This is a genomic window from Vibrio sp. 10N.222.52.B7 (assembly GCF_041474275.1).
GTDB lineage: Bacteria > Pseudomonadota > Gammaproteobacteria > Enterobacterales > Vibrionaceae > Vibrio > Vibrio crassostreae_C.
The window spans coordinates 1-19,985 of record NZ_JBFRTU010000041.1; the positions used below are offsets into that span (position 1 = coordinate 1).

At 44.3% G+C, this 19,985-nt stretch carries 13 protein-coding genes and 1 tRNA gene; 7 read left to right on the forward strand and 7 right to left on the reverse strand.

Annotated elements, in window-relative coordinates; all coding sequences use genetic code 11:
• Positions 1-241: 241 nt before the first annotated feature.
• The 5 genes from leuO to AB4512_RS12310 all read left to right on the forward strand — a co-directional run bounded on the left by leuO (position 242) and on the right by AB4512_RS12310 (position 7,923).
• Positions 242-1,201, forward strand: coding sequence for a transcriptional regulator LeuO (gene leuO, locus AB4512_RS12290; protein WP_017061397.1), 960 nt, complete (start codon positions 242-244; stop codon positions 1,199-1,201).
• Between the two features lie 202 nt (positions 1,202-1,403).
• Positions 1,404-3,212 (forward strand): long-chain fatty acid--CoA ligase, encoded by a 1,809-nt coding sequence (locus AB4512_RS12295; RefSeq protein WP_136979308.1) that lies wholly within the window; start codon positions 1,404-1,406, stop codon positions 3,210-3,212.
• A 460-nt stretch (positions 3,213-3,672) separates the two neighbouring features.
• Positions 3,673-5,430: an acetolactate synthase 3 large subunit gene (locus tag AB4512_RS12300; RefSeq protein WP_017062926.1), complete on the forward strand. Its 1,758-nt coding sequence runs from the start codon at positions 3,673-3,675 to the stop codon at positions 5,428-5,430.
• Position 5,431: 1 nt separating this feature from the next.
• Positions 5,432-5,926 (forward strand): acetolactate synthase small subunit, encoded by a 495-nt coding sequence (gene ilvN / locus AB4512_RS12305; RefSeq protein WP_008219984.1) that lies wholly within the window; start codon positions 5,432-5,434, stop codon positions 5,924-5,926.
• A gap of 113 nt (positions 5,927-6,039) precedes the next feature.
• Positions 6,040-7,923, forward strand: coding sequence for a diguanylate cyclase (locus tag AB4512_RS12310; RefSeq protein WP_372174965.1), 1,884 nt, complete (start codon positions 6,040-6,042; stop codon positions 7,921-7,923).
• Positions 7,924-8,506: 583 nt separating this feature from the next.
• On the opposite strand, the gene AB4512_RS12315 is transcribed toward AB4512_RS12310, so the two are convergent.
• Together AB4512_RS12315 and pykF are read right to left on the reverse strand one after the other, a co-directional pair.
• Positions 8,507-9,166, reverse strand: coding sequence for a GntR family transcriptional regulator (locus AB4512_RS12315; RefSeq protein ID WP_372174966.1), 660 nt, complete (start codon positions 9,164-9,166; stop codon positions 8,507-8,509).
• 188 nt (positions 9,167-9,354) lie between these two features.
• Complete coding sequence (gene pykF, locus AB4512_RS12320) at positions 9,355-10,767, reverse strand: pyruvate kinase PykF (protein WP_017061403.1); 1,413 nt, start codon at positions 10,765-10,767, stop codon at positions 9,355-9,357.
• Between the two features lie 429 nt (positions 10,768-11,196).
• On the opposite strand from pykF, the gene AB4512_RS12325 reads away from it, so the two are divergent.
• Positions 11,197-11,967 carry a DeoR/GlpR family DNA-binding transcription regulator gene (locus tag AB4512_RS12325; protein WP_017061404.1) on the forward strand — a complete coding sequence of 257 codons (771 nt, stop codon included), beginning with the start codon at positions 11,197-11,199 and terminating at the stop codon, positions 11,965-11,967.
• A 107-nt stretch (positions 11,968-12,074) separates the two neighbouring features.
• Positions 12,075-13,907, forward strand: a complete 1,833-nt coding sequence (gene glmS, locus AB4512_RS12330) for a glutamine--fructose-6-phosphate transaminase (isomerizing) (protein WP_017061405.1) — start codon at positions 12,075-12,077, stop codon at positions 13,905-13,907.
• A gap of 102 nt (positions 13,908-14,009) precedes the next feature.
• On the opposite strand, the gene AB4512_RS12335 is transcribed toward glmS, so the two are convergent.
• The 5 genes from AB4512_RS12335 to AB4512_RS12355 form a co-directional block, all read right to left on the reverse strand.
• A complete protein-coding gene (locus AB4512_RS12335; protein WP_372174967.1) occupies positions 14,010-15,278 on the reverse strand; it encodes an O-acetylhomoserine aminocarboxypropyltransferase/cysteine synthase family protein in 1,269 nt (422 codons plus the stop codon).
• A gap of 204 nt (positions 15,279-15,482) precedes the next feature.
• Positions 15,483-15,558 (reverse strand) — tRNA-Ile (locus tag AB4512_RS12340).
• 163 nt (positions 15,559-15,721) lie between these two features.
• Positions 15,722-17,566 carry an RNA polymerase sigma factor RpoD gene (gene rpoD / locus AB4512_RS12345; RefSeq protein WP_017069473.1) on the reverse strand — a complete coding sequence of 615 codons (1,845 nt, stop codon included), beginning with the start codon at positions 17,564-17,566 and terminating at the stop codon, positions 15,722-15,724.
• A gap of 99 nt (positions 17,567-17,665) precedes the next feature.
• Positions 17,666-19,417 (reverse strand): DNA primase, encoded by a 1,752-nt coding sequence (gene dnaG / locus AB4512_RS12350; RefSeq protein ID WP_017069474.1) that lies wholly within the window; start codon positions 19,415-19,417, stop codon positions 17,666-17,668.
• A 119-nt stretch (positions 19,418-19,536) separates the two neighbouring features.
• Positions 19,537-19,980 carry a GatB/YqeY domain-containing protein gene (locus tag AB4512_RS12355; RefSeq protein WP_010434610.1) on the reverse strand — a complete coding sequence of 148 codons (444 nt, stop codon included), beginning with the start codon at positions 19,978-19,980 and terminating at the stop codon, positions 19,537-19,539.
• Between the last annotated feature and the right edge of the window lie 5 nt (positions 19,981-19,985).

Below are 19,985 nucleotides of genomic sequence, written 5' to 3' on the forward strand. Positions count from 1 at the left end.
CTCATAAATGCTGCATTTTATGTTTTTTTATAACTCTGTAATTGCATGATTTTCATGTGTTAATTAATCATTAAGGTAAAATAAAATTATTCTTTATCAATCTTGTTGGTAGCTCGAGATGCATTGGTTAATAGTAATGTCAATCCGAAAAACATCGGTCTGATAAATATAAGAATTAGTGGTTATCTATTCTCATACCATTACCAATTTAACGCTGTCGAACCGACAAGAGGCAACTTGAATGTTAGATAAGAAAGACGCAATGAGTGCTATTGCAAGCTACAGAATGGAAAGCACACTTCGTGGAGTCGACTTAAATCTTTTGACTGTATTTGATGCAGTTATGCAAGAGCAAAACATTACACGTGCAGCTCACAATCTGGGTATGTCTCAGCCTGCTGTAAGTAACGCTGTTGCTCGTCTAAAAGTGATGTTTAACGACGAACTATTCATGCGCCAAGGTCGTGGTATTCAACCGACTCAACGTGCACGTCAGTTGTTTGGTCCTATCCGCCAAGCGCTACAATTAGTACGCAACGAACTACCAAGTTCTGTGTTCTCTCCAGAGTCTTCTTCTCGCCTGTTCAAGCTTGCGATTTGCAGCCCTTGTGACATGCGTTTTGCACCTAAGATTATGTCGACTATCAACGAGCAAGCACCTAGCGTGAAACTGCACATGGATGCTGAATTCGATCGTCAACTTTCTGAGCGCATGCGCTACCAAGAAATCGACTTCGTGATCGATTACGCTCGCTTTGATGAGCAAGGTTTCTCAAGCACTGAAATCTTCCAAGACGAATTAGTTGTGGTTGCTTCTGCTTCTCACCCACGTATCAACGGTGAAGTTTCTGCGGCAGAGCTGCTTAACGAAAAGCACGCAAAACTGTCTCGCATCCATGGTCAACGTAGCTTCTCTGAGCAAGCTTACCGTGACCTAGATTGCACGCCTTTCTACGAAGGTACGAGCTTAAGCAACGTTCTTTACGTTGTAGGCCAATCTGAACTAGTAACAATTGCTCCTCGTTGGATGGTTGAACATGCAGCAAACAAAGAGCAGCTTCAGATTCTAGATTTCCCATTCGATAATGCGGCGATTTCTGGCTTCCTAAGCTGGCACGAATCAAGTGAAAAGGATAAAGGACACATTTGGTTACGAGATCAGTTAATGATGATCTGTGGCGAAGTAGTGGCACTTAACTAGACACTAATCCCTATGATTTATAAGCCCTAAGCTAGGAGACTGGCTTAGGGCTTTTTTGTACCTGCTATTTTTGTTGATAGAAAACTTAGCGTGATACGTACTATTACTTATAACTTTGAGCTTCATCAGTTGCCTTTTCCATGATCAGAGGTACACTTGTGCGCTCAAAAAAGCTTACAGGTGTAAGCCTAAAGGTAAAGAGATGGCCAATTTAGATTTTCATATCGTAAAAAGACTTCGTGACCAAATTGCCCAAGGCGGCAACCGTACAGCTTTGAAGCACAAAGTAGACAATGTATGGCAAGGTATTAGCTGGGAGCAGTTTGGACAACAAATCGATACGCTTTCATTAGCACTATTGGCTCAGGGACTGAGAGTTCAAGATAAGATCGGTATCTATTCAAATAATATGCCTCAATGGACCGTGGCAGATTTTGCATCTTTACAAGCTCGTCTTGTGACTGTGCCGATTTATCCAACCAACACAGCAGCACAGTCGTCTTACATCATCCAAAATGCGGATGTGAAGATCTTATTCGTTGGTGAGCAAGTTCAATTTGACGCGGCGGTGAGCCTATTCGAAGAGTGTGAACAGCTAGAAGTGGTTGTGGCTATGTCTGATGATATCGATCTTCAAGGCCATAGCTTTGCGGTATCTTGGGCTGATTTCATGGCGCGCGGTGTTGAAGCTCAGCAAGCTGAACTTGATGCTCGTCTTGCAGATGCAAGCATGGACGACTTACTGACTCTTATCTATACCTCTGGTACTACTGGCCAGCCGAAAGGCGTAATGCTTGATTACACCAATATTGGCTATCAATTAGAAGGCCATGACGAGCGTCTAAGTTTAAGCAAAGACGATGTCTCATTGTGTTTCTTACCTCTATCTCACGTATTTGAGCGTGCGTGGACTTTCTACGTTCTCTATAAAGGCGCAACCAACTGTTACTTGCAAGATACCATGCAGGTGCGTGACGCGCTGAGCGACGTGAAGCCAACCGTAATGTGTGCGGTTCCACGTTTCTACGAGAAGATTTTCTCTGCGATTCACGAGAAGGTATCTAAAGCACCATTTATTCGTAAAGTGCTATTTACTTGGGCGGTGAACATGGGAGCAAAGCTTTCAGTTTGTCACCAAGAAGGTCGTACTCCATCGTTGATGCTGAAGAAGAGCCATGCGCTAGCTGATAAGCTTGTGCTATCTAAACTGCGCGCTCTACTCGGCGGTAACATCAACTTCATGCCATGTGGTGGCGCGAAGCTTGATGAGACGATTGGTCGTTTCTTCCATGCTATCGGCATCAACGTAAAACTTGGCTACGGCATGACAGAAACCACGGCAACAGTATCTTGTTGGGATGATCGCTGTTTTAACCCTGATTCGATTGGTATGTCGATGCCGGGCGCAGAAGTAAAAATTGGTGCTAAGGACGAGATTCTTGTTCGCGGTCCAATGGTGATGCGTGGCTACTACAAGATGCCAGAAGAGACAGCTAAGACATTCGATGAGCACGGTTTCTTGAAAACCGGTGATGCGGGTCATTTTGATGAAAATGGTAACCTGTTCATTACTGATCGTATCAAAGAGCTGATGAAAACTTCTGGTGGTAAGTATATTGCCCCGCAAGTGGTTGAAGGTGCGATTGGTAAAGATCACTTTATCGAACAGATTGCTGTTATCGCTGATACACGCAAATTCGTTTCTGCGCTGATTGTTCCTTGTTATGACTCGCTAGAAGAGTACGCCAAAGAGCTTAATATCAAGTATCACGATCGCGTTGAACTTGTTAAGCACCACCAAATCGTCGAGATGCTAGAAAAGCGTGTGAATGACCTACAGCAAGAACTGGCTAAGTTTGAGCAAGTGAAGAAATTCAAACTGCTACCAAAAGCATTTTCTATGGATGATGGTGAACTGACACCAACTCAAAAATTGCGTCGTAAAGTTATCAACGATAAGTATCAAGACGAAATCGAAGAAATGTACAACGAAAAGCCTAAAGATAAGTAGTTTTCTGCTTAGATAAATTTTCAGTTGTTTAAAAATCCCCCTACGAATGTGATTGCATTTTTAGGGGGATTTTTTGTATCTAATGACACAGCACAATGTGCGAAAGCGCACACCAGCAAGCTCGCGGTTTATCGATAAATAGCGATCTATTAAAATATTAAGTGCTTTTTTTTGTTCGCTAACTAGTGTTTAAACCTGGCGTGGGGGGCTGAGTTGGGTTTTATTTAATGCTTTGAGCTAATAGTTGGTTTTTTGGCACAGTTGCCGAATAACAGGTGTTAGACCAGATGATAATAAAGCGTTAAAGTTGTTTCGTATTACTGTTTGTTGTTATCACGACAGACAGCCATAGCCGAAAAAGTGGAAGTATTTCGAATTAGGCTACGAATAAGCCCTAGACTATGAAAAACCAGCCCAACATGTTCACCAAATATGATTGGAAACTGGTGAGGAGAGCAATATGACAACAAAACCTGAAACAGCCATGTCATCCGGCGCTGAAATGTTATCCGGCGCTGAGATGGTGGTGCAGTCTCTAATTGAAGAGGGTGTAGAACAAATCTTTGGTTACCCAGGTGGTTCTGTACTTGATATCTACGATGCGTTGCATGCTAAAACTGCTGAAATTAAACACGTATTAGTGCGACACGAACAAGCCGCTACCCACATGGCAGATGGCTATACTCGTTCTACCGGTAAACCGGGTGTAGTACTTGTGTGTTCTGGTCCAGGTGCGACCAATACCGTTACTGGTATTGCAACCGCCTACATGGACTCAATCCCAATGATTGTTATTTCTGGTAACGTACCAAATAACCTCATTGGTAATGACGCCTTCCAAGAGTGTGACATCGTGGGTGTATCACGCCCGATCGTTAAACACAGCTTCTTAGTTAAGAAAGCGGAAGATATCCCTGAAGTCGTTAAAAAAGCATTCTATATTTCAACGACAGGGCGTCCCGGTCCTGTGGTTATTGATCTGCCGAAAGATATCTTAAACCCACAAATCAAGCTTCCTTATGAATACCCAGAAACGCTCAAAATGCGTTCGTATAACCCAACGGTTACGGGTCATAAAGGTCAGATCAAAAAGGCGCTAAAAGCCCTTCTTGAAGCGAAGAAGCCGGTACTTTATGTCGGTGGTGGTGCGGTTATTTCTGAGGCAGATAAGCCGCTGTTAAAATTAGCAGAGGCACTGAATTTACCTGTGGTAAGCACCCTAATGGGGCTTGGCGCTTTCCCTGGCACCCATAAGAACTCTTTGGGTATGTTAGGCATGCATGGTTTATATGAAGCCAATATGGCGATGCACAATGCGGATTTGATCTTTGGTATTGGCGTACGTTTCGATGATCGAACGACTAATAACCTAGATAAGTACTGCCCTGATGCGAAGATCATGCACATTGATATCGACCCATCTTCGATCTCTAAGAACGTAAAAGTGGATCTACCGATTGTAGGTTCTGCTGAAAAGGTTCTAGAGAGCATGGTGAACTTGCTCGTTGAGCAAGGCGGCACTAACGATGCAGAAGCGATTGAAAGCTGGTGGAGTGAAATCAAGCAGTGGCAAGAGCGTGACTGCCTAGCTTACGAGAAATCGTCTGAGCGCATCAAACCTCAACAAGTAATTGAAACACTGCATAAAGTAACCAATGGCGATGCCTATGTTGCTTCTGACGTAGGTCAACACCAAATGTTTGCTGCTTTATACTACCCGTTTAACAAGCCACGTCGTTGGATTAACTCTGGTGGTCTAGGCACGATGGGCTTTGGTCTGCCTGCTGGTATGGGCGTTAAGTTTGCAAAACCAGACGAAGAAGTGGTTGTAGTAACCGGTGACGGCAGTATTCAAATGAATATCCAAGAGCTGTCGACTGCGCTGCAATACAATATTCCCGTTAAGATTATTAACCTTAACAACCGTTTCCTAGGCATGGTAAAACAGTGGCAAGACATTGTTTATCAAGGTCGTTACTCTAACTCATATATGGACTCTGTTCCTGATTTTGCTGCTATCGCTGAGGCTTATGGCCACGTTGGTATGCGCATTTCATCTCCGGATGAACTGGAATCAGGTTTGGAAAAAGCACTAGCGATGAAAGACCGTTTGGTATTTGTCGATATTAGTGTGGATGACACCGAGCACGTATACCCAATGCAGATCAAAGGCGAGGGTATGGATAACATGTGGCTAAGCAAAACGGAGAGAACATAATATGAGACACATTATTTCACTACTAATGGAAAACCAACCTGGTGCGCTTTCTCGTGTGGTTGGCTTGTTTTCTCAACGTGGCTACAACATCGAGTCTTTGAACGTATCTCCAACCGATGATCCGACGCTGTCTCGTTTGAACGTCACTACTAACTCGAGCGAAATGCAGCTTGAGCAGATTCAGAAACAGCTACATAAGCTAATCGACGTACTTAAAGTACAAGAAGTGTCTGAGCTTGAGCATATTGAACGTGAGCTGTTGATGGTAAAAGTACGTGCGAGCGGCTTTGCTCGTGCGGAAGTGAAGCGCACAGCGGATATCTTCCGTGGTCAGATTGTTGATGTCACGGCTTCTCAATATACGGTTCAAATGGCGGGTACTAGCGAGAAACTGGATGCCTTCATTCAGGCACTGTCTGAAGTGACGGAAGTGCTTGAAGTTGCTCGAAGTGGTGTTGTTGGCATCGCACGAGGCGAACGTGCGTTGAAAGCCTAGACGATAAGTCTTTAAAAAATAACTTAAAAGCCGCTTTTTTAAGCGGCTTTTATTTTGTTAATTTTATAGAGTGCTATAATCCCGCGCTGCACTTCCATTCATCTGAGTTAGCAATGCGAAATAAAAAATCAATAATTACATTGCTGATTATCTCTATCATATTGTCTTCTGCAGTATGTCTGTATTATTTGCAGCGTTACAAAGAAGTAAAACAGCAGAGCTTTGACTACTCGGCTAAGCAAGCCGTTCATCAGTTAGTGTATGCCAAGCGAGATTATGATCTTCTCAAGACTCAGTTAGTCTCGGTCATGGAGCTACTCAGTCATAGCCAGAGCTTGGTTAACTTTGCTTCTTCTCCCTCAGACCAAACCAAACATCTACTTGAAGAGGTCTGGCAATCTGTTCTAGTGAACCAGAAGTGGTATACACAAATCCATCTGTTGGATGTCACTGGCAAAGAATTGGTGCGTGTTAACTATTCCTCTGATACCGGTAGAGTGACGTTTCCTCAACAGCTGCAAGATAGGTCGGATTCTAACTACTTCCAATACGCTCAAAAACTAGAAGCCGAACAGATTGGCGGTTGGGGTATTGAGCTTGAAACTGAGCATGGTGAAGTCACCTTCCCTTATTCGCCGGTAATCCGTGTCTTTACCCCAGTAGAAACCCCTGACGAAAGAGTAGGCTACCTCGTCATCAATCTTGATGTATGGGGCTTATCGTCGCGTCTGAGCTTTTCACCAGATAACGATCTTAGAGCAGAAGTTCTCAATGACGCGGGTTACTTCATCGCGAGTAACAACAGCGGTAAGTTGTTCGGAGACTCTATTCCTGAAAGAAAAGGCTATAACCTGAAAAATATCGCGCCGAAGACGTGGGATGCGATCTCCAATGATCAGGTGGGATACGTTTTTGAAGATGGTAATTTGTTTGCCTTTAACACGGTTATGCTCGCGAACAGTCAAAAGGTCCATTTACTGATTCAACTTAATCAAAAGCAACTGATGGATCGGGCTGAGCGTGATCTAGATGATTTGGCCCATGAAGAGATCATTGTTCTGATTACGGTGCTGATATTCGCTTTCCCGTTTGCTTACCTGGTGACGCACTACCGACGCCGAAGCCTAGAGAGTAAATTGGCACGCGCCGCATTGAATGGTATGTCGGCAGTGATGATCTCTGACAAGCAGCACCGCACAATGATGATCAACAACGAATTTGAGAACATGACTGGGTACTGCAAAAAACAGGTGATCGGTCAAAATGCATTGCAGTTGCTGCTTGAGAATACCGACCAAGTGCTCTCAAGCTCGGCTATTTGGAGTCATTTAGAGCAAGAAGAAGTATGGGAAGGGGAGGTTCAGTGTAAGAACAAGCTGCGTATTCCTTTTACTGCGATCATGCGAGTGCATGCGGTCAAAAACAATTCAGGCAAAGTCAGTTACTACATCACCTCGTTGGTTGATATTTCCGTAAGGAAGGAGCTTGAGGTACGTTTGAGGATCTTAAGTGAACGTGACTCTTTGAGTAATCTCTGGAACCGACGAAAATTCGAAGAGCAGCTGGCCTACTATTCTCGCTTAGTTGAGCGTTACCCGATCGAAGCGACCACCTGCTTAGCCTTGGTGGACATCGATAACTTCAAGCGAATCAATGATGAGCTTGGCCACGACGAAGGTGACCGTGTGATCGCTGGTGTTGCTAAACTTCTGCAAGATAGCCTTCGTGGGACGGACTTTGTTGCACGTGTTGGAGGAGAAGAGTTTGCACTCTTGATGCCACACACCTCACTGCCAGAAGCAAAGCGCGTATTGGATCGCTTGCGAATTGAGATTGAGCTAGCTGCCGGAACTAAGATAACGGTGAGTGTTGGCTTTACGGATTTAACCAGTAACAGCACTCGCTCATACAAGTGTGCGGATGTTGCGCTTTACGAATCTAAATCGTCTGGCCGTAATACGGTCTCTATGTGTCCTAGCTACGATGATGTCGCTTAGGTTCGCTTCTATCTAGTCCTGTCTTCTATTTGCTTCACCTCTTCAAGTCGCGCCCCGACTCCTTTTTCCTTTCCCTCTTTTTATTAGGAATCTCACTTTTGAGCGACCTGTGTCACAAAATCTATACAGTTAGACTAAAGTCTAATGTTGGTGGAAATTTGAGCTAAAATTAACAGTAAGTAAACTACTTTGCTTCAGATTACATCGTGTTAAACGATGTAATAAATAGAGCGTTTACCAGATGTAAAAGGATGACACCGTTAACTTAATTCAGCTGGTTAGCTAGCCTTATCAATAACTTGAAAGGCAGCAGTAGAATTAGGTTAGCTGGAGCAATAGTTTGGGGATCATACAGTCTGGTTAAAAGAGGCGTGGTATGTTTGTCGATTTTTTAGTGAGGTTAACCATAGGCACATTAGCCATTCTTGGCTTTCAACTTAGTGCATTGTATTTTTTACCTATGGTTGTGCTGCTCAATACTCATCACAAAGAGTTTTTTGGGTGGTAGTTCAGTCGTGGTACTGGAAACAAAAAAACGGAGCCGCTGGGCTCCGTTTTTATTTGGTTAGAATCTATCTTGGCATCATGCCGCTTCGATAACTTCTTCAATTCGTTTCATTGAACCTAGTAAGTGTTGATCAAGCAGTTCAGTCGCTTGTTCTACATTCTTAGAGAGTACTAGTTTCATGATCATTTCGTGTTCATCAATATTGAACAGATCATCTGATGCGCTTTCTGCAGACATAGCGAGGAAGCGGTAACGTTTCACTTGGTTAATTAGGTCATCAAAGAACTTAAACATGTTCTCTGAATCTGCACCTTCAAGCAGTGCGACATGGAATTGCTGGTGGCGCTCTTCCCATTCTACACAGTCAAACTCTTCAGATACGTACTGTACTCGCGATAGTTTATGGTAAGACGTTAGTACATCCAGTTCCCAGCTCTCATCACCTGCTGCAATCGCTTTTTTAAGCAGAACCGATGATACAACACGAAGGCTTTCGTATAGGTCATTCAGTTCTTTCTTTGATACAGGAGATACCCAGCAGCCTTTTTGTGGCTCTAGCTTTACGTATTTGCTCCAAGATAACTGTACCAAGGCTTCGCGAATAGGGGATGCGCCAACGTTGTAGCGTGCTTTTAGATCAGCAACAACAAGCTTTTGGCCTGGGGTTAACTCACCATTAAGAATATCTTGGCGAATCATCTTTGATACTTTGTCAGTGAGCGTAGGACTAGACATTACAAACCTTATCTATATATGATTTCTAGTCTGCTAATCCGTCTCTTAGAAAGAGTCAGTTGGAGGTTAACAGTACGTAGTTCTATTGTGATTGATAATACAGCGTACTGAAAAGTTAGGCAAGATTTTGTTTCATAAAAAAAGAGGGCCGAAGCCCTCTTTTATATTTTATGCGAATCGGTTCATTCTTATAGAACGTGAACAGATGCCGTGTTTGTAGTACCAGAAGCTACTAGAGCACCAGAAACCATAACTACGATGTCGCCTTTGTTACCTAGGCCAGATTGTAGAGCGATTTCTTTACCGTTGATGTAGAACGCGTCTGTGTTCTCGATAGAGTCAACAAGAACTGGCTTAACACCTTTAGTAAGAACTAGCTGTGCAGCTGTCTTTTCGTTAGTTGTTAGAGCTAGGATGTTTGCAGTTGGGAAGTACTTACGTACTGAACGTGCAGATTTACCGCCTTCAGTTGCAACAACGATTAGAGGAGCAGCTAGCTTCTCTGCTGTGTCTACAGCGCCTTTACATACTGCTTCAGTGATACGTAGACGTGGGCTGTCTAGACGAGAACCTAGCTCAGCTTTAAGAGCTGAATCAGTACGGTTCGCGATTTGAGCCATGATAGTAACAGCTTCAACTGGGTACTTACCTTTAGCAGTTTCACCAGAAAGCATTACTGCATCAGTACCATCCATGATTGCGTTCGCAACGTCACCCGCTTCAGCACGAGTTGGACGTGGGTTGCTGATCATAGAGTCAAGCATTTGAGTTGCAGTGATAACCATCTTACGTGCACGGTTACACTTCTCGATCATCATCTTCTGAGCGAAGATTACTTCTTCAGCTGGGATTTCAACACCTAGGTCACCACGAGCAACCATGATGCCGTCAGAAGCTTCAAGGATTGAATCGAAGTTATCTACACCTTCTTGGTTTTCAATCTTAGAAATGATGTGGATGTTCTCGCCGCCGTTAGCGTTTAGAAGCTCACGGATTTCTTTAACGTCTTCTTCTTTACGGATGAAAGAAGCAGCAACGAAATCTACGCCTTGCTCACAACCAAACTTAAGGTCAGCTTTGTCTTTCTCAGAAAGAGCAGGAAGTTGAACAGAAACGCCAGGAAGGTTAACACCTTTGTTTTCGCCTAGAGCACCGTTGTTAAGAACTTTACACTTAACTTCAGTTTCTGTTGTTGCGATAACTTCCATTTCGATTAGGCCGTCATCAACAAGGATAGTGTTACCTGCTGTTAGGTCTTTAGCGAAACCTAGGTAAGTTACTGCTACTACGTCTTTGTTACCAACAACTGTTGCGTCAGTTGTGAAAGTGAACTCTTGACCAGCTACTAGATCTACGTCGTTACCATCTTCAAGTTTGATAGTACGGATTTCTGGACCTTTAGTATCTAGAAGGATAGCAAGTTGCTCACCTTTGTTTTCCATTACTTTACGGAAGTTCGCGATACGAGTGCCGTGCTCTGCGAAATCACCGTGAGAGAAGTTAAGACGCATAACGTTCATGCCAGCATCTACTAGTTCAGTTAGCTTCTCTACAGATTCAGTTTTAGGGCCAATCGTACATACGATTTTGGTCTTTTTCATGGAAGGTACTCTCCGGTAAGTATTGTTACAATTTGAAATTTATTTAAGTTCTGAAGATTGGTCCGCTACATCAACATTTTGTGCCTGTTGTGTAAAAGCGCGGGACTTCCAATATGTCCTTCAGAGTTGTAAGTCTTTCATCAATTTTAGTCATTTTATGACTAAAAGATTTTGATTCAATATCGGTTTTCTGTGACTTACCCCACTATATAGGGGGTAAGTTGCAAAAAAATAACAGTCAGTTTTGTAATTTTTTTTCTTTTCGGGTGCGGATTCTACCACCTAATGAGTTCAATATCACTGTTTAACAATTGTCTTAGGACAAGGTTTTATCGCTATTTATTAATTTTTTGGATCAAAATAAATGGACTAAATAGTTTCGTTGTAACTATAATATGTTTCATATCGAAACTTAATGGCCTTTTTTAAATGTCGAAACGAAACACCCAGCTCAGAAGACATGCAATTTCTAACCTAGTGAATGAAAAAGGGGAGGTTAGTGTTGATGAATTATCCGCTAAGTTCGAAACCTCAGAAGTCACTATTAGAAAGGACTTGGCGTCTTTAGAGAAAAACGGTCAGCTTTTACGCCGTTATGGTGGTGCGATTTCGTTACCGAAAGAGGTTGTCAACGAAGAACTGGGTCAACAAGTTTCGACTCGAAAGATTTCATTGGCAAAAGCCGCTGCAGATTTAATTCGCGACCATAACCGCATCGTGATCGATAGTGGCAGTACGACCGGTGCTCTAATTCAGCAGCTTAATGCTAAGCGTGGCTTGGTTGTTATGACCAACTCATTGCACGTTGCTAATGCGCTTAATGAGCTTGAAAGCGAGCCGACGTTATTAATGACTGGCGGCACTTGGGATACCCATTCGGACTCTTTCCAAGGCAAAGTTGCAGAGTCGGTACTTCGTGCTTACGATTTTGACCAACTATTTATTGGGGCTGATGGTATCGACCTCGATAGAGGCACAACCACGTTTAACGAACTGGTTGGCCTGAGCAAAGTAATGGCTGAAGTGTCACGAGAAGTGATCGTGATGGTTGAGTCGGAAAAGGTGGGACGAAAGATCCCGAACTTAGAGCTGGCATGGGAACACATTGACATCTTAATTACCGATACAGACTTAGGCGAAGAATCCAAAGCAAGTATCGAATCACATGATGTTCGAGTGATCCTGACCGATCCAGCGTAAAAACAAATTTAAGTATTATGCATTTACCTTCCTATAATTGATCTTAATGAAGATTTGGCCTTTGCTTGCTGCCAATAGGAATAAAACAAAATTGATGGAGTGAAACTATGTGTGGAATTGTTGGTGCAGTAGCACAGCGTGATGTAGCTGAAATTTTAGTAGAAGGCCTTCGTCGTCTAGAATACCGTGGCTACGATTCAGCTGGTGTCGCTGTAGTCGATACTGAATCTAACCTAACTCGTGTACGCCGCCTAGGTAAAGTACAAGAGCTAGCTGACGCAGTAGAAGAGCAACAAGTGATTGGTGGTACAGGTATCGCTCATACACGTTGGGCGACACACGGTGAGCCGTCTGAAGCGAACGCACACCCACACATGTCTGGTGATATTGCCGTTGTACACAATGGCATTATCGAAAACCACGAAGCACTGCGCGCTATGCTGCAAGAGCGTGGTTACGTATTTACTTCACAAACGGATACAGAAGTTATTGCTCACTTAGTTGAGTGGGAACTTCGCACTTCAGCTTCTTTGGTTGAAGCGCTACAGAAAACAGCAAAACAATTAGACGGTGCATACGGCACGGTAGCGGTTGATCGCAAAGATCCTAGCCGCATTGTTGTGGCTCGTTCTGGTAGCCCTATCGTTATCGGTTTTGGTGTCGGTGAGAACTTCTTGGCATCAGACCAACTTGCACTACTGAGCGTAACTCGTCGCTTCATGTATCTAGAAGAAGGTGATGTTGCTGAGGTAACTCGTCGTGATGTTACGGTATTTGATGTAGCGGGTGAGCGTGTTGAGCGTGAAATCGTTGAGTCAAACGCTGAACACGACGCAGGCGACAAAGGTCAATACCGCCACTTCATGCAGAAAGAGATCTTCGAGCAGCCAACAGCGCTGATCAATACAATGGAAGGCCGTATCTCTGACACTTCGGTTATCACTAACGCGATCGGCGTTAAAGCTGAAGAGATCCTAAGCAAGGTTGAACACGTGCAGATCATCGCATGTGGTACGTCTTACAACTCAGGCATGGCAGCGCGTTACTGGTTTGAATCTCTAGCTGGCGTAAGCTGTGACGTAGAGATTGCTTCTGAATTCCGTTACCGTGATTTCGTTGTTCGTCCGAACAGCCTATTGGTGACTCTGTCTCAATCTGGTGAAACGGCGGATACGCTTGCTGCACTTCGTCTTGCAAAAGAGAAGGGTTATATGTCTGCAATGACTATCTGTAACGTTGCGGGTTCTTCACTGGTTCGTGAATCTGATTTTGCCTTCATGACTCGCGCAGGAACAGAGATCGGTGTTGCTTCTACTAAAGCTTTCACAACTCAACTAGCAGCGATGCTGATGATGGTAACGTCAATTGGTCGTCTACAAGGTCGTATCAATGAAGAAAAAGAAGCGGAAATCGTTCAAGCACTTCACCAACTGCCTGCTGATATCGAGAAAGCATTAGCGTTCGATAAAGAAATTGAAGCACTGGCACCTGATTTTGCTGATAAGCATCACACACTGTTCTTGGGTCGTGGTGAGTTCTACCCAATCGCGATGGAAGCGTCTCTTAAACTGAAAGAGATCTCTTACATCCACGCAGAAGCATACGCAGCTGGTGAGCTTAAGCACGGTCCTTTGGCTCTTATCGATGCAGATATGCCTGTAGTCGTTATTGCACCAAGCAACGACTTGCTAGAGAAGCTGAAATCGAACGTTGAAGAAGTGCGTGCTCGTGGCGGTCTACTTTACGTATTCGCTGATGAAGATGCGGGCTTTGAAAGCGATGAGAACATGAAGATCATCAAGATGCCTCACGTAAGTGAAGTAACAGCGCCTATCTACTACACAGTACCGATGCAGCTGCTGTCTTACCATGTCGCACTAATCAAAGGTACCGACGTTGACCAACCTCGTAACCTAGCGAAAGCGGTAACAGTTGAGTAATCGACAGCTTACCTAAGATATAGATAATAAGAAGCCCATCCTGTGATGGGCTTTTTTATGTCTGTTAGTTAACGATCAGTGTTAGAGCTAGCTGTAGCGTCATTAAGCGCTCAGTGCTTGCTCTAGGTCAGCCAAGATATCGTCAATGTGCTCGATACCTACTGATAGGCGAATCATCTCCGGTGATACACCGGCTTGTTTCTGTTCAGCTTCGCTTAGTTGACGGTGTGTCGTCGAAGCTGGGTGACAAGCGAGAGATTTCGCATCGCCAATGTTAACTAAGCGCTTGAAGATTTGCAGTGCATCATAGAAGCGAACACCGGCTTCATAACCGTCTTTTAAACCAAAAGATAGAATGGCCGATGGCTTACCTTGCATGTACTTTTCAGCGAGTGGATAGAATTCTGAATCAGGCAGGCCAGCGTAACTTACCCAACTGACTTTCTCGTGTTGCTTGAGGTATTCCGCTACTTTCAAGGCATTCTCTGTGTGTCGCTCCATGCGTAGCGACAACGTCTCCAAACCTTGCATCAACATGAAAGCATTCATTGGTGACAGTGCTGCACCTGTATTACGTAGGGGAACCGTTCTAGCACGACCAATAAACGCAGCCTCACCAAAGGCCTCGGTATAAACCACGCCATGATAAGAAGGCTCTGGCTGATTAAACACAGGGAAGCGGTCCTTGTGCTGTGCCCATGGGAATTTACCTGAGTCGACAATCACGCCACCTAACGTTGTACCGTGACCACCCACGTATTTAGTTAGTGAGTGCACCACGATGTCAGCACCAAAATCGATAGGTTTACACAGTACAGGCGTCGCCACCGTGTTATCAACAATCACAGGTACACCTTGTGCGTGAGCAAGTTCAGCAACACGCTCTAAGTCGATAATATTACCTGCTGGGTTACCGATACTTTCACAGTAAACCGCCTTGGTTTTTTCATCGATCAGTGCCGCTAAGCTTTCTGGTTTGTCGTCTTTAGCAAAACGAACTTCAATTCCTTGATTTGGCAACATGTGAGCAAATAGGGTGTAAGTACCACCGTAAAGCTGAGGTGTTGAAACAATGTTGTCACCGATTTGCGCCAACGTCTGAATCGCATAGTTGATCGCAGCACTGCCCGCACTTACCACTAAGCCTGCGATACCTCCTTCTAAGGCGGCCATGCGTTTTTCTAACACATCATTGGTTGGGTTCATTATGCGAGTGTAGATATTGCCTGGCACCACAAGGTTGAAGAGGTCGGCGCCGTGTTGTGCGTCATCGAATTCGTACGCGACGGTTTGGTAAATAGGAGTCGCAACTGATTTGGTTGTTGGATCAGTGTCGTAGCCGAAGTGAATCGAGAGTGTTTCGTCTTTCATGTTTCTTCCCTGAACTATTGAATGATTTGTGTACACTCATATTGCCGATTTTTTTATAAAAGAAAAGTATGTTTAGTCACAGAGAGGCAATTGGAATTGTGTGCGGGATGATTCGTTATTGGTTAGGAAATGCAGGGCGTAAGTTGTACAGATTTAGAAAAGCAAAAAGCCAGAGCAGCATGAACTGTTCTGGCTTTTCTAATTTGGTGGCCCCTCCCAGATTTGAACTGGGGACCGAACGATTATGAGTCGTGCGCTCTAACCACTGAGCTAAGGGGCCGTAGGGCATAGATTATAGGGGAAGCGTTCAATGGTGTCTAGACACTATAAGGGGCAATTCCGCTTACATCTTAGCCACTTAAATCACACAGATAAAAAAAAGGTGAGCCAACGCTCACCTTTTCTTATTTATGCTTAAAAGCTAACCACACTTGAGTGTGCGATTACTCGTCTAGGAAGCTACGCAGAGTTTCTGAGCGGCTTGGGTGACGAAGTTTACGTAGTGCTTTTGCTTCGATCTGACGGATACGTTCACGAGTTACGTCGAACTGTTTACCAACCTCTTCAAGAGTGTGGTCAGTGTTCATGTCGATACCGAAACGCATACGCAGTACTTTAGCTTCACGAGGTGTTAGGCCTGCAAGAACGTCTTTAGTTGCACCGCGTAGGCTGGTTGCCGTTGCAGAGTCTAGAGGTAGTTCTAGCGTTGTATCTTCGATGAAATCACCTAGGTGCGAATCTTCGTCGTCACCGATTGGTGTCTCCATTGAGATTGGCTCTTTAGCGATTTTCAGTACTTTACGGATCTTGTCTTCAGGCATTTGCATGCGTTCAGCCAGTTCTTCCGGAAGTGGTTCACGACCCATCTCTTGTAGCATTTGACGAGAGATACGGTTTAGTTTGTTGATCGTTTCGATCATGTGAACCGGAATACGGATAGTACGAGCTTGGTCGGCAATCGAACGAGTGATTGCTTGACGGATCCACCAAGTAGCGTAAGTAGAGAACTTGTAACCACGACGGTATTCAAACTTATCTACCGCTTTCATCAGACCGATGTTACCTTCTTGGATTAGATCCAGGAATTGTAGACCACGGTTTGTGTACTTCTTAGCAATCGAGATTACTAGACGTAAGTTCGCTTCAACCATCTCTTTCTTCGCACGACGAGCTTTCGCTTCACCGATAGACATGCGACGGCTGATATCTTTGATGCTTTGAACAGTAAGAGACGTTTCACGTTCGATCATATCCAGCTTTTGGATAGAGCGACGGATGTCGTGCTCGTTACGTTTAATCTTTTCTGCGTATGGCTTGTCTGAAGCAAGAACTTCATCCAACCATGCTTCGCTAGATTCGTTGCCAGTAAATAGAGCAATGAAAGATTTCTTCGGCATTTTGCCGTACTCAACCGTTTGACGCATGATTAGGCGTTCTTGAGTACGTACACGATCCATAGAGTTACGCAGTTCGTTTACTAGGAAATCAAACTGTTTTGGTGTTAGACGGAACTCTTTGAATACGTCTTGCATCATTGTTGTTGCAAGCATTGCTTTCGGGCTTTCATGGCCGTACTCGTTGATCGCTAGCTGACGGTTCTGGTAGCTAGTACGAAGCGCTGTGAACTTCTCAAGAGCAAGCTCAGGATCGATACCTGTATCTTCTTCTTCCTCTTCCTCGTCGTCTTCAGCGTCTTCTTTGTCTTCGTCTTCCAGATCAGTTTCAGCAAGTTCTGAACCGATGTGAGTCGCCGTTGGCGCAGCTGTGCCATCGTCGTCAGGGTCAACAAAGCCATTGATTAGGTCTGTTAAGCGAATCTCTTCTGCTTGTACGCGGTCAAACTGTTCCAAGATGTATGGAATAGTGCCTGGGTACTCAGCAACCGATAGTTGAACTGTATTGATACCATCTTCAATACGTTTCGCAATGTCGATTTCGCCTTCACGAGTCAGTAGTTCAACCGTACCCATTTCACGCATGTACATACGAACTGGGTCAGTAGTACGGCCAATCTCGCTTTCTACGCTTGAAAGCGCAGCAGCTGCAGCTTCGGCTGCATCTTCATCTATATTGGCATCGTCATCATTAAGTGCTAGATCATCAGCATCAGGTGCAGTTTCAACTACCTTGATACCCATGTCGTTGATCATTTGAATGATGTCTTCTACCTGTTCAGAATCCACGATTTCTGCAGGTAGGTGGTCGTTTACTTCGGCGTAGGTCAGATAGCCTTGTTCCTTGCCTTTAATAACAAGTAATTTAAGCTGTGACTGCGGATTTTGATCCATAGATGATATCCAACTTCAGGTCTGGTGAAGGACGTTGCATTCTCAAATGCAAACCAATTATGTTAACAAATTTATTAAATGCTGACTAATCAAACAGGGTTACGCTTTTAGATCTAGCATTAAAGCTAGTAGCTCCCTTTTTTCTTCGGCTGATAAACCGACGCTTCTTGCTTTGGCCTGCAGGTTTTCAATTTGTTTTTCAACGCACTGGGCAAGTATGTTGTCCAATGAGTCTAAAAATATGTCTTCTTGATTGTCTTCGTCGAGGGGGATTTCCCAGCTCGCGAGACGAGACAGAAGAGCCTCATGTTTATTGTGTCGCCAATGCTCTAATAATTGGCCTGTGTTGATATGGGGATGCGCGTGGCATTTATCAAGTACTTCGACGAATAAACTTAGCCCAGGCAATTGTAAGCCTTTGACACTTGATAAATCCGGTACCATATCAGCATAGCTCGGATTTTGGATAAGCAAAGCGATAACTTCACGCATTGGAGTGCGTTTCAGCTCTTTATGCGGTTGAGGTGTCGGGTTCTGTGTATGAACACGCGCACGTCGCAATTGATTATCAAATCCAGTTCGCTCATCGAGCAGTTTTTCGAGTAATTCTTGGAAGTAACTGTCAGGGATTTTGTTAATCAAGGCGCTGGCGTGTGCACGCAGTGCCGATTTTCCTTCGGTTGTTCCCAAGTTTAACTTGTGTATTTCAATCAGGTTATCGAACAAATAGGTCGAAAGCGGTGTCGCATTGTGGACCAGTTGTTCAAAAGCGGCTTTGCCATGCTCTCTAATATAGCTGTCTGGATCTTCACCGTCGGGCAAGAATAGAAACTTAAGCGTGTTACCGGTTTTGAGATACTCAAGTGCGTTTTCTAGTGCGCGCCATGCGGCCTCTTTACCTGCTCGGTCACCATCGTAACAACAAACCACAGTGCTGGTTTGACGGAACAACATTTGAACATGGTCGCCGGTTGTCGAGGTGCCCAGTGATGCTACTGAGTAATCGACACCATATTGCGCGAGTGCCACGACATCCATGTAACCTTCAACCACAAGTATTTGCGGCGGTTCACGGTAGGCTTGCAGCACTTCATAAAGGCCGTAAAGCTCTTTACCTTTATGGAAGATAGGCGTTTCTGGTGAGTTGAGGTATTTTGGTGTGCCGTCTTCTAATACACGACCACCAAAACCAATCACACGGCCACGACGATCACGAATTGGGAACATTACGCGTCCACGGAATCGGTCGTATCGGTTACCTTTATCGTTCTCAATTAACATGCCGCCAGTTACGAGCATGTCTTGGGCTTCTTTCTGTTGGCCAAAGTTCTTACGAACTAAGTCCCACTCATCGGCCACATAACCAATGCCAAACTTCTGGACGATCTCGCCCGAAAGGCCACGATTCTTTAGGTAATCAATCGCAGGTTTGTTGGCTGATATTTTCAGTTGAGAGCGGTAAAAATTACTGATGCCGCCCATCAAATCGTAGAGGTTACGTTTTTGTTCGCTGTTGGCTCTTGGTGCTGTTGATATCTCGCCGCTACGTTGCTCTCTAGGAACATCGAGGCCTAAGAAAGAGGCAAGCTCTTCAATAGCTTCAACAAAATCGAGGCGTTCGAACTCCATAATGAAGTCGATAGCATTACCGTGTACGCCACAACCAAAGCAGTGATAAAACTGTTTTTCTTGGCTTACGCTAAAAGAAGGGGTCTTTTCGTTGTGGAATGGGCAACAAGCACCATAGTTTTTGCCTTTTTTCTTAAGTTTCACGCGTGCGTCCACAATGTCGACAATGTCGAGACGCGCTAGGAGATCATCGATGAAACTACGCGGGATGTGTCCTGCCATAAAACCTTAGAAAAATGCACTAACTGAGAGTGTGGATAATAATAGTTTGAATAGGTTACAGATACAAACAAGCCGTGCGTTCCGAAGGATTGCACGGCTTGTTGCAATTTGATTTGGGATTAAGCGAGTTTAGAACGAACTAAACCACTAACTTTCCCCATATCTGCACGCCCTTGAATTTGTGGTTTCAAGATAGCCATTACTTTACCCATGTCTTGCATGCCCGCTGGTTGAGCTTCGGCGATTGCGCTATCAAGTAGTGCAATAACTTCTTCTTCAGTTAGCGGTTGAGGCATAAAGCCTTCAAGTACCGTAATTTCTGCTTTTTCCACGTCAGCAAGATCTTGACGATTTGCTGATTCATATTGAGCAACAGAATCGCGACGTTGCTTAACCATTTTAACTAATACAGCAAGAATGTCGTCGTCGTTCAGAGTGATCCGTTCGTCAACTTCACGTTGCTTAATTGCTGAAAGAGCTAAGCGGATAGTGCCAAGGCGCGGTTTGTCCTTGGCTTTCATCGCTAATTTTTGCTCTTCTTTGAGTTGTTCAATAAGAGCCATAACTC